General features: G+C 62.8%; 5 protein-coding genes. 3 read left to right on the forward strand and 2 right to left on the reverse strand.

Going from position 1 to position 12,416, the window contains the following annotated elements; translation table 11 throughout:
• The first annotated feature begins 616 nt into the window (after positions 1 to 616).
• Positions 617 to 1,996 (forward strand): ATP-binding protein, encoded by a 1,380-nt coding sequence (locus ACMGFE_RS15805; RefSeq protein ID WP_436926194.1) that lies wholly within the window; start codon positions 617 to 619, stop codon positions 1,994 to 1,996.
• Positions 1,997 to 2,006: 10 nt separating this feature from the next.
• On the opposite strand, the gene ACMGFE_RS15810 is transcribed toward ACMGFE_RS15805, so the two are convergent.
• Positions 2,007 to 3,446 (reverse strand): RtcB family protein, encoded by a 1,440-nt coding sequence (locus tag ACMGFE_RS15810; protein WP_436926195.1) that lies wholly within the window; start codon positions 3,444 to 3,446, stop codon positions 2,007 to 2,009.
• Positions 3,447 to 3,776: 330 nt separating this feature from the next.
• Positions 3,777 to 8,678, reverse strand: a complete 4,902-nt coding sequence (locus ACMGFE_RS15815) for a right-handed parallel beta-helix repeat-containing protein (protein ID WP_436926196.1) — start codon at positions 8,676 to 8,678, stop codon at positions 3,777 to 3,779.
• Between the two features lie 922 nt (positions 8,679 to 9,600).
• Here ACMGFE_RS15815 and ACMGFE_RS15820 point away from each other — a divergent pair.
• Together ACMGFE_RS15820 and ACMGFE_RS15825 are read left to right on the forward strand one after the other, a co-directional pair.
• A complete protein-coding gene (locus tag ACMGFE_RS15820) occupies positions 9,601 to 10,803 on the forward strand; it encodes a Cdc6/Cdc18 family protein (RefSeq protein WP_436926197.1) in 1,203 nt (400 codons plus the stop codon).
• Positions 10,804 to 11,068: 265 nt separating this feature from the next.
• Positions 11,069 to 12,373, forward strand: a complete 1,305-nt coding sequence (locus ACMGFE_RS15825) for a phage NrS-1 polymerase family protein (protein ID WP_436926198.1) — start codon at positions 11,069 to 11,071, stop codon at positions 12,371 to 12,373.
• The last annotated feature ends 43 nt before the right edge of the window (positions 12,374 to 12,416 follow it).

Genomic DNA, 12,416 nt, shown 5'->3' on the forward strand with positions numbered 1-12,416 from the left:
CCGACGCGTATCGACATCCGCACACCGATCCATAATATTTGTGTCATACATTTGTTTTCTATACTTCTGTTGCTCTCGAGAGACGCTAACGCTACTGACTAATTCACGGGCAGTCTCAGAAATCAGTACTCAGAAGCCGTCTATTAACAGCATGGCGCGCAAAATGCGGCCGTTATCGGACCCTGAGAGGAACTGCCTGCTGATTTCCGCTACCGGTGAGCCGAACTGACCAGGCGTTCCGCACAGGGCCGCTCAGTTTCACGGACGAGGTCCGCTGAAAGTCATAGATCGTCATCTGACTCCTGATTCGCGCCAAAAGCGTCTTGTTCGATGATCGTTCGCGTCTCTGTCACCGACCGCCGATTATCCCGGGAGACGGTATATAAATAATATTTACTAGATAATTGAATTACTATAACTATCCTGCTAATATTCTCGCACTCTCTGTGTAAATTGAATCCGATTCAGGTGAGGGCAAGAGTCCGGTCGTTAGCCTGGGTGGTGGAGTGTCCCCCTCAGTGGATTCGTCCGGTGCACCTATTTAGAAATCGTGATTTCTGAAATCGCGATTTCTGAAATGAGAACTTCCATATTGACTCGTCGAGTATGGAGGGACATGTCGAAGTTCGTCAACCGGGCGCGAGAACTAACCGACATTCAGGCCCGGTATGACTCCGACGACGCCGAGTTGATCATCCTGTACGGGCGCCGTCGCCTGGGGAAGAGCGAACTCGCCCGTCAGTCGATCGCCGGCCGTGAGGACGCCGTCTATTACCAGGCGATCGAGTCCACAGCACCGAACCAGCTCGACCAGTTCGTCGACGCGGCCACGGCGCAGTTTCCCGACCTCGCAAACATTCGACGGGACTGGGAAGCGCTTCTTACGGCACTCGGCGACCGTGACGCAGTCGTAATCATCGACGAGTTCCCGTTCCTCATCGAGGAAGACGACTCGCTCCCCTCCCGTATCCAGCGCGTCTGGGACACGGAGCTCCAGGACACGGCGACGACGCTCGTGCTCATCGGTTCGTCGATCAGTGTCATGGAAGACGAAGTCCTCGCCGGCGGAAGTCCACTGTACGGCCGTCGAACTGCCACGATCGATCTGAAGCCGTTGACAGTCCGTGACGCGCGCGAATTCTTCCCCGACTACGATCCCGAGACGGCGGTGAAAGCGTGGGCAATCTACGGCGGAACGCCGTATTACCTGCAGACGATCGACTCAACGAAGTCGCTTGCCGAAAACGTCCAGTCCTCTGTGCTCTCCGATCGAGGCCTGCTCTACGCGGAGCCGGAGTTTCTGCTTCGAACCGAGCTACGCCAGCCGAACACGTACTTCAGTATCCTCCGTGCACTCGCTCACGGGCGACGGACACCGAACGAGATCGCTGGAATGGCCGGTGTCGAATCCGGTTCGCTCAGCACGTATCTGCAGAAATTGCAGCGGCTCCGACTTGTCGAGCGCCACATTCCCGTCACTGAGTCGCCCAAGTCGTCGAAGCACGGCCGGTACCGGATCGCCGACCCGCTGTTTCGGTTCTGGTTCCGGTTCGTCTACGGAAATCAGGACCGACTGCGGCTCCTCGGCGATGACGCGTACGAGGAGCTAGTTGCGCCGGAGTTGGCCGATCACGTGAGTCCGCTCTTCGAGCGCCTGTGCCAGAAGGCGCTCCCGGGGCTCGTCGACCGCCAATTCCTGCGCGTCGGGCAGTGGTGGTTCCAGGAACACGAACTCGACGTTCTCGGACTCAGCCGCGACGGACTGGTCGCGGGAGAGTGCAAGTTCACGTCGACACCAGTGAGCGAGGGGGTACTGACCGATCTCGAACGGACTGCCGACAACGTCAGATGGGGAGACGAACCCGCGGACGCGACGACGCAGTACGCGTTGTTCAGCCGCTCTGGATTCACTGACGACATCCGGCGACAAGCCGAGGAACGGGAGGACGTGAGCCTCTACGGCATCCCGGACGTCGTAGATGCGATTCCTCCGTGACTTAGTTCGACTACTCCAGCGCCTTCAGGTTGTGAACGGGGTCGAGCCAGTCGACGACCTCGGCGGTCGGTTCGACGGCCTCGGCGATCGCCTCGGCGGGCTTGTACGCCATCGGCGCCTCGTCGAGGACGTCGTCGACGACGGATTCGGAGTAGACGTCCTCCATCGACGCCTCGAACGCCTCGAGCGAGAGCGACTCGTGGGCCTCTCGGCGACCCATCACGCGGCCAGCGCCGTGCGGCGCGGTCTGGTGGTACTCGTCGTTGCCCCGGCCGCGGGCGAGCAGCGACCCCTCGGCCATGTTGAACGGGACGACCAGTCGCTGGCCCTCCCGGGCGGGCGTCGCTCCCTTTCGAACGGTCAGGTCGCGGAAGTCGACGTAGTTGTGAATCGACTGGAAACGCTCGACGGGTTCGACGCCGAGCGCGCCGCAGATGGCCTCACTCATGAGCTCGCGGTTCCAGCGGGCGTACTGCTGGGCGAACAGCATGTCGACGTAGTAGCCGTCGGCCTCGCGGCCCTCCAGCCAGTCCAGCGACTCGTTCCGGTCGTCGCCGCCGGGGTTCGAGAGCGTCTCGAACACCGCATCGACGCGGTCGTCGTCGAAGTCCGTGCGGATGGCGTCCTTCCGGAGGTGCGACTCGCCCATCCCGCCAGTCACCCAGGCTTTGAGGTCGGCGTCGGAGACCGTCTCCGGGTCGAACTTGACGTACTCGGCGTACTCGGCGGGGATGGCCGAGCGGATGACGTCTGCGTCGCGCTGCTCCGTGGCGCGCGCCTGCCAGAACTCGGCGACGGCCTTGCCGAGGTAGCGCGACCCGCTGTGGATGACGAGCCAGTACTCTCCCGAGTTGCGAGCGCGGGCGAACTCGACGAAGTGGTTCCCGCCTCCGAGCGTGCCCGCGCTCCGGATGACGTGGCCCATCCCCGCTCGCCCGGTCAGCACGCGGTCGCACAGCGACTTGAAGTACTCGCCGTCGTAGCCGTCGAAATCGAACTCGACGGGTTCTACCGACCGGCCGAAGCGCTCCCGGACCGCGGCATCGAACGACGCGAACACCTCGTTGGCGCGCTCGAAGGGGAAATCGTCGACGAGGTGGACCGACTCGTCGTAGTCGTGGACCGACCGGCCCATCGGGACCGCCTCACGGACGCGCCGCTCGCGCTCGGCGTCGGACAGCGGGAGTTCGTCACCGATATTCGTCGATGCCATGCCGCACCCCACGTCGACGCCGACGATGTTCGGCACGACGCGCTCGGCCAGCGGCATCGTGAAGCCGATGGGCGCGCCGGCGCCCCAGTGGGTGTCCGGCATCACGCGGACGGGCTGGGTGAACGCCGGGTGGTCGACGAGTTCCTGGATCTGCGCCAGGCAGTTGTCCTCGGCGAGCGACTCGTCGTCGACCAGTACGCGAGCGGTGGTGTGTTCGCCCTCCAGTTCGATCGCCATGCGGAATCTGTCGAGAACTCCGGTGCCTCCACGAGTAAGCTTTCGGGAGCCGTGGGAGGGAGCGACAGTGGGCGGTACGAATGCGATCATCGGTCAGTAATCTGCCGATTGAGCATTGCAATGGTGGACGATCACCGGGGCTCTTTACTGCTATCACGAGGTCATTATCCAGATAATCATTATTGCGATAATGACCTCCATCAGACCGATCATCTCGATAAGATTCAAAAGGAAGATCGAGCCGCGCACTATTGTGCAGCGACTTAGTTTAGTAGAGAATCGAAAAGAATCAGTAGCGACGGACAGACAGAGAGGGTCGAAGGTCTCGTGTCAGAGTAGACTGCCGAAGAAGTTCACGAGTTTCGAGACTGCCCCTTCGACGCTCTCTCTCGATTCCGCCAGTCCACCCGTGGTCGTCGTCTGCGTCGGTGACGTGTCGGTCGGTGCGTCAGTCGCCGTCTGCGTCGCCGTCGGGGTCGCGGTGGCTGTCGCCGTCGCCATGGGCGACTCGGTCGGGGTCGCGGTGGCTGTCGCCGTCGCTGTCTCGGTCGGAGCCGCCGTTGCCGTCGCGGTGTCGGTCGCCGTCTCCGTCGCCGTCTCCGTCGGCGTTCCAGTCGGCGTGTCCCCGACCGTCTCGGGGCGCTCGAATTCGAATGTCAGGTTCCACTGGCCGTCGACCGGAACGCTCCGCCCGTCGGCCGTCTCGGCACTGGCCGTGTAGGTTCCCGTTTCGAGATCGGTCCCGTTGATCTGTGCCGTCGAGTCCGCGTCGACGGTGAGCGTCGTCACGAGCCCGGTCTCGTTCTCGACGGTCAACTCGACCGCCTCGTCGTTGGGGTTCGTCGCAGTGACATTATCGTCGACGGTCAACGCGAGCGATTCGAGGTCGGGCGGAAGCGAAAACTGCCACTCGGTCTCGCCGTTGACGGGCACAGATTCACCAGCCAGGGTCGCGGCTGTCAGCGTGTACTCGCCCGGTTCGAGACCGGTGATCGACTCGTTCGCCCCCGAATCGACCTGGAGCGACCGGATGGTCCCCGACTCGTTCGTCACGTCTACAGCAAGCGGGCCGTCGGTCGGGTTCTCCGCCCAGACGACGCGGTTGCCGACGGTCGCGTTCACCGCGAGGTCGGCTTCGGCTGGGACGCTGACGAGCGCGTAGATCCCGTCCTCGGTGATCGTCTGCGTCACGATCCCGTCCACGGACTCGGTCTCGTTCACGACCGTCGTCCACTCGGTCCCGTCGTAGCGCCAGAGCTGGACCACGTCGTCGGTCTCGTCGGTCCCGACGCCTTCGAGTTCGAATCGCACCTGGATGTCGCCGTCCAGACTACTCGCGTTCAGTCCCGGCCCGAGGGCGGTGGCGTCCTCGAGGAGGTCCGGGAGCGCCGTCTGCTCGACCGAGTCCAGCGCGACGGACTTGTCGTCGAAAGTGGTGTTCAGCGACGGACCGAGGCGAAGCGCGGTCGCGGTCGCGCTGCCGTCGGTCGCTTCAAGCGCGAGGCCGACGTTGTCAGTGACGGTGACGTTGTCGAGCGTCGCGCTGCCGTCGACTCGCACGCCGTCGTCGCCGTTGTTCCGGACCGTCGTGTCGCTGACGACCGTCCCGGTGACGTCGGTGCCGACGCTGACGCCCGGGCCGGCGTTCGCCTCGATCAGCGAGTCGGTGACGTTCGTGTCGCTCATCGCGGACTGCTCGACGACGCCGGCGCCGTCGTTGTCTGCGATGGTCACGTTCTCCAGCGTGGCGACGGAGTGGCGCAAGAGCACAACGCCGGCCAGTCCGTTGCCGGAGACGGTCGCGTTGACCATCGTCAGTTCGCTCCCCGTGTTTCGCGCGCGGACGCCCTCGCCGCCGTTGTCCGACACCGTCGTGTTACGCACGTCGAGCAGGCTGTTCGCATCGGTCGCGAGACCCGTGCCGTCGTTCGCGCGCACGACCGACGACTCGACGGAGACTTGCGTGGTCTCGACGGCGGCAAGCCCGTTCTCGTTCCCCTCGATGGTGCTGTCGTTGACGGCGATCTCGCCCGTCTCGGCGGCGAGCAGACCGAGCGAGTTCTCGGCCAGCGTGACGTTGGTCACGTTCGCGTCGAGCCCGCGGAAGAGCAGGCCCTGCTCGTTCTCGCTGAACGCGGAATCCGCGACCGAGACGTCTGTGACGCCGCCAAAACCGATCAGGTCGACCGCGAGGCCCTGATTCCAGCCGCTCGCGCTGACGTTTCGAACGGAGACGTTCTCGACCGAAACATCGCTGTCGTTAAAGACCCAGATACCGGCGTTCACGGTGCCGGACTCGGGGTTCTCGATGGGACCCGGTCCCTCGATACTGTAGTCGTTCCCGTCGATGACGACGTCACTCGCCTGCACCCGGAGACAAGTGTCCTGCTCCGTGGCCTGGACGTCCGCGGTCAGTTCGTACGCACCGGGCTGGGTGATGTTCCGACACGAGTTGATCTGCCGGTCGACGCCCGCTGCCTCGACGGTGATGGTCACGTTCGGCGAACCGTTCAGCAGGACCTCTCGGTCCGCGCTCTCGCCGGTCAGGGTGTAGGTGCCCGGTTCGAACTGCTCACTGACGGTCTCGTTCGCGGAGATTTCGAGCGTCCTGTTCTCGACTCCCTCGGCAGACGCGGTGACCGTGACGGCGATGTCACCGAGGTTCGCGATCGTGACGTTCTGGTCCGCGACCGAAACGTCGAGATCGATCGGCTCCGGTTCGGCGCTCTCGTTGATCGTGATCTCGTAGGCGGACTCGCCCTCGACGAGAACGTCGCGCTCAGCGCTTTCGCCGGTCAGCGTGTAGGTTCCCGGTTCGAACTGTTCAGTCGCGTTCTCTCCGGCCGCGATCTCGATCGTGCGGTTTTCCATCTCCTCGGCGGACGCCGTAACCGTGACGGCCGCATCACTCGGGTTCGCGAGCGTAACGTTCTGCCCCTCGACGGTGACGGTGAGATCTATCGCCTCCACCGCAGTGATCGTGAACTCGTAGGTTGACTGACCCCCGAAGACGACCTCGCGATCCTCGCTCTCGCCGGTCAGGGTGTAGGTGCCCGGATCGAGCGTCAGCGTCTCGGTCGCGTTCGCGCCAACCTCGATCCCCTCTTCGGTTCCCTCCTCGTCGGTCGCCGTAACCGTGACGGTGGCGTTACTCGGGTTCTCGATCGTGAGGGTCTGGCCGTCGACGCTCACCTCCAAGTCGATCGCTTCAGGTTCTTCCGGTTCGGGTGCGGGGGCCTCTATCGTCACCTCCGCCTCAGACTGACCGTTGATCTGAACCGACCGGCCCTCGGTCGTCTCGGCCGTCAGCGTGTACGTCCCGGGGTCGAGCCGCTGGGCGACAGTCCAGTCGCGAGGCACCTCGAAGGTCTCGCGCTGGCCGTCGTCGCGCTCGGCCGTCACGACCACGCGCTGGTCGTTCGGGTTGTCGACGGTGAGCGTCTGGTTGTCGACGGTCGCGCTGAGACTCTGCAGTTGGTCGCCGACTGAGATGGTGAGTTCGGACCGTCCGGCGAGTTCGACATCGCGGCCGTCGTCGGTCTCGGCGGTCAGGGTGTACGTCCCGGGGTCGAGTTCAAGCGTGGTCGACTCGCCGGGCGCGAGCGTGACGGTCTGCAGGTCGCCGGCGTCGCTGGTCACGGTCACCGTGACCGCGACATCGTTAGGGTTCGCGAGGAAGATCGTCTCGTCGTCGGCCGAGGCGAATAGACTGCGCAGGCGGTCCGGCTCGTCGTCCTCGGGATCCTCGGCGGTCCCCTTCGCGTAGTTGTAGATGGTCACTTCCTGGGTGACGTTGATCTCGACGGCCGTCTGGACAGTATTGGCGGCCGCGCGCTCGGTCGACGTCTGGATCTGTTCGACGCTAACGGTCTGAGTCTGGATGAGCGCGAGCGACCCCTCACTCGCTCCCTGGGCCGCCGACTGAATCTGGACGACCGATGCGCCCTGGGATTGCGAGAGCACACCAGTGGCCGCGCTCTCGGCGATTATCTGTATCTGGACGATGTTGATCTGCTGGATCTGGATGACGGTGCCCGAGCCCGCACCTGCGGCCGCGGCCTGGATCTGCCGGACGTTCGTCACCTGGTACTGGACCGCGGAGCCGACCGCGCCCGCGGCCGCGCCGAACGCCGCCTGCTGGATCTGCACGATCCGCACCGACTGGACCTGCGTGAGCGTTCCGCGCGCGGCCCCCAGCGCGGCGGCCTGGATCTGGACGACCGTCGCGCCCTGGGACTGGGAGAGCGCGCCCTCGGCGGCCCCCATCGACGACTGCTGGATCTGGGTGACGGTTACGTTCTGGCTCTGGGCCAGCGCGCCCTTGCAGGCGCCACGAGCGGCCGCCTGGACCTGCGTGATCGTCACCTGCTGGATCTGGATGAGCGCGCCCTGTGCCGCGCCCATCGCCGACTCCTGGACCTTCTTGGGGTTCGCGCCGCTCGTGCTCTCGACCGCACCGCCCGCGGCGCCGAACGCCGCGGCCTGGACCTGCGTGACGTTCACGGCCTGTCGCTGTTCGAGCGAGCCATAGGCGGCACCCTGCGCCGCTTCCTGCACCTGCGTGACGTTCACCTGCTGGGTCTGCGTCACGTCCCCTGCCTCGTCCTCGGCGGGGGCATCCGCGTGTGTCGCTCCCGCCGCGGCGCCAACCGCGGCGAACTGGATCTGCGTGACATTCGCCTGCTGGGACTGGGCGACCGTTCCGTGGGCCGCGCCGTACGCGGCCGCCTGCTGCTGCGTGACGGTCGCCGACTGTGACATCGCGCCGGCCGCACTCGCGTACACGCCGGCCTGGATTTGCGTGACGTTCACCTGCTGGGATTGGATGAGTGCGCCGTGGGCCGCGCCTTTCGTTGCGGCCTGGATCTGTTCGGCTGAGACGTTCTGGAACTGCGCGGCCGCGCGGAGCGAACTGTTGATCGTGGCGTTGAGTTGGGCCTGCGTGACGTTGACGCCCTGCTCCTGGGCGAGTTGCGCGCCTTCCCGTGCGCCGTCTCGCGCGGCCGCTTGCTGGCTCTCGTTCAGCGACTCGTTCACGGAGACAGTCGTCTCTGGCGTGACGCTCGCGAGCGCACGGAGTTGGTCACTGAGTTCGTCGTAGGGGACCTCGTCGACTTCCTGTAACGACGTTAGTGTTGATGGTGACTGCTGGTCGTGTGATGGTTGTGTCGCTACCTTCTCTGTCGGGGTTTCGACGGCCGCTCGGTCCTGTATCGAGTCGGACTGTGTCATATCTGCCGCGGCGACTGACGGCGCGAAGACGCTACAGACCATGAGAACGACGAGTCCAATCGGGACCGCGTCGTTCATGCTCGCCTCCAGTAGTCGAAGTCGCGTCCGTCGTGCTCGTTCGAAAGCCGGAGTGTAGTGGTGTACGGAGTCATTTTTTGAGAGGGTGCCAGCGAGGTGACTCGCTGTGTCTGACGAGACGACTGTAATCTAAGTCGACAGATAAACCCCTGAGACCGTCGTTTTCACGGACGTTTCCGTAAGTTCGGGTTACGTGCTCAATGCAAGGAACAGTCGGAACAGGCGCGCCTTACTGCAGCGGTGCCTATGCCGGTAACGCCATCCAAGAAGAGTGAACAGTTGTGAGTCAGTGAGAACTGAGGAAAAGAGATACGTCCGGTACCGAGTGAAGAGAGTATTGTAGTGATCCTCGCTTGTTCGTGCTGAAGGGCTCGGTACTCCTGGCGGTACCGAACTACAAACAACGGACGTACCCGGCCAGAACTCGCCGTCAGCAGTGGCGAGTAAGCAATGTTCGTACAGACACACCGGCCAACGAGTGAACGTACTCAAACTGTCCGGACGGCAAAACCGTCCGCATCGTGCAGACACACACCGGACACCGAGTGAAAACAGAACAGATAATTTTCGCTTCCATAAAGACCGGGCCCCCGAGGCACAAGCAGAAGGAAGCACCAACAGAGAGACCGAACTGGTCAATTAGGATTGGTAGGGGATATATCGGCCAGTGAAAGCATTGACATCATTGCCACTTCACTCGGTCCGTGGTGTCTCTATCCGGACAGTATAATTTATAGGTGTTTCTAGACGTGCCGATAGTGGAAGGTATAGTGTTCAAAATCGGTTTCACTCGTTGTGAAGTCGGCACGTTTATGACTAATGTCCCACTCGGATAGTGTACTTGATGGCAGAACCGGACCAGACGACCAATATCTTCGAGACGGGCGGGATATTCACTAACCGGGAACTACTCCGCGTGGGCCACGTGCCCGAACTGGATCGCGTCGTCGGCCGCGATGACGAGGTGAACTCGATCGGGCAAGCGCTTGGACCGGCGACCGTCGGTGGACCGCCGGAAACCACCATCGTCTACGGGAAGACCGGCGCTGGTAAGTCACTCGTTACCCGGTGTGTGTCCCGAGAGGCACACACCGAAGCCGAGGCTAACAGCGTCATCTTCCAGCACGCGTACGTCGACTGCTCGGACTACCAGACGGAGACGAAGGCTAGCAGAGAAATGGCTCGCCAGCTCGCCGCAAATCTCGGTGCAGACGTGGACATCCCGCGTGTCGGGATCGCCGCCGCGGACTACCGAGACATCACTTGGGACCTGCTCGAAGACCACGGCGTCGACTCGCTTGTCGTCATCCTCGACGAGATCGACAAACTGGACGATGACGAACTGCTTCGAAGCCTCTCGCGGGCCCGCGAGAGTGGCAAGTCCGAGGCTCACATCGGCGCGATCTGCATCAGCAACAAGATCGAGTATCGGGAACGGTTGAACGAACGGATCGACTCCAGCCTCCAGGACAACGAACTAGTGTTCGACCCTTATGACGCCGGTCAACTCCGGGAGATTCTCGACAATCGGACTGACGCCTTCGTCGACGGTGTCCTCGAATCGGACGTTATTCCGAAGGTCGCCGCGCTCTCGGCCAAGGAACACGGCGACGCGCGTAAGGCCATCGATACGCTCTACGAAGCCGGACGGCTCGCCGAGAAGCAGGGAACCGACTCAGTCACTGTCGACCACGTCGACAACGCGGTCACCCGAGCCGAGGTCAACCGCTTCGAGAAACTCGTCAGCGGGACCACGCCACACGTACAGTATATCCTCCGGGCGCTTGCACTTTTGACCGCCGACAACCCTGAACGGGAGGCGTTCCGGACCCACCGGATCTACACCCTCTACGTGACCCTTGCAGACCGAGAAGGGGCCGAACCGCTCTCGGAGGACCGGGTCTATCGTCTGCTCAAAGAGCAGTCGTTCCTCGGTGTTACCGAGTCGAACCACACCGGTGGCGGCCAGGGTGAGGGAAGCTATCTCGAACACCGCCTCCTGCGGGATCCTGCAATCGTCGTCGAGGCCCTCGACGCCTCGAGTTGAGGCGACCGGGCAAGATTCGCTTTCACTCGTTGCGAGGGGTGGGGGTCTGCTGTTCGTACCTCCTGACAGCGGGGTGTTCGGACCGCTCTGACTTCTGGCCATCTCTGTGAACTGCTCAGGAATAGTGCGGGGTCTACGAGCGATGAATCTCGTTATGTTCGACTACCAAGGAAGCTCGAACCAGGGCGATCTAAGAGTTCGATAATCGCACGACTGGAAGCGAATTCTCTTGTCCATCCAGAGCCTTCCCAGAGGCATAGTTGCAATGGACGATACGTTACTCACGGCATCAACGCTTCCAGATGAACTGGTGACCCGAGACCAGTGGGTCTGCTGGCGGAATCAGGAACGCAACGGGACAGAAACGAAGGTACCGATCAACCCACACACGGGTGCATTCGCGTCGGTGACCGACTCTGAGACGTGGGCGTCATTCGAAACCGCGTGCGAATCGGTCGAGTCACAGACCGTCGATGGCATCGGATTCGTGTTCACCGAGACGGACCCGCTCGTCGGTGTTGATCTAGACGAATGTCGCATTCCGGAGACGGAGACAATCACCGACGACGCAACCGATATCGTCGATCGACTCACCTCATACACAGAGGTGAGTCCGTCCGGTACGGGTGTCCACGTCATCTGCACCGGTACACTGCCGGGCGACCGGAGTCGGAAGGGATGGGTCGAGCTGTACGAAGAGGCCCGCTTTTTCACCGTCACCGGCGACCACATCGAGTCGACCCCGACTACTGTCGAATCGCGGACGAGCGAACTCGCGACAGTTCACACCGAATACGTCGCCAGCGCGTCGACGACGACCGAGACAGATGACTCACAGCCCGAGTCGGGTGATCCACCGACAGAGTCAACAGCAGACGCACAACCAGAGGCATCCGGAAACACAGACAGCGAGGCGGGGAACGGACTAACGGACAGCGAGGTCGTCGACCGGGCACAGTCCGCGGCGAATGGCGAGAAGTTCACGCGCCTGTGGAACGGGGACACAGGCGGGTACGAGAGCCACTCCGAAGCCGACATGGCGCTCTGTGCGCTACTCGCGTTCTGGACAGGTGGCGCAAGTGGCCAGATCGACCGGCTGTTTAGAGAGTCGGGTCTCATGCGCGAGAAGTGGAACGAACAACACTATGCTGACGGAAGCACCTACGGCGAGAAGACAATCGACCGAGTCCTCCAGGGGACGGACGAGTTCTACCAGCCTCCCAGTGACTCACCGGAAGGTAACTCGACAGACGATGGTGTGACAGACGGTGACTCGGCGGCTGGGGCGGCTGACCAGTCGACGGCGACCGAACCGAGTAAAAATGACGCGGAATCTGAGGACTACGCATTACACGAGCAGCTGTCGGAACTGCGGACTCGCGAGGAACGCCACCTCACGGTGATCGCCACTCTTCAGTCACAGGTCGAGCGACTCGAAACCGAAAACGAACGACTCGCTGAAGAAGTATCTACCGTCCGCGAGGAGGCCAGCGCCAGCACAGACGATCGGAGTGGCCTGTCGGTTAGGGCACGCCTGCGGCGGTGGCTTCCGTTCGGTCCGTCCACCTGATCCGGAAGTCGAACATCTCGACGAGATGGTTCATCGTCTCCAG

Source organism: Halosimplex amylolyticum (assembly GCF_051414035.1).
Lineage (GTDB): Archaea > Halobacteriota > Halobacteria > Halobacteriales > Haloarculaceae > Halosimplex > Halosimplex amylolyticum.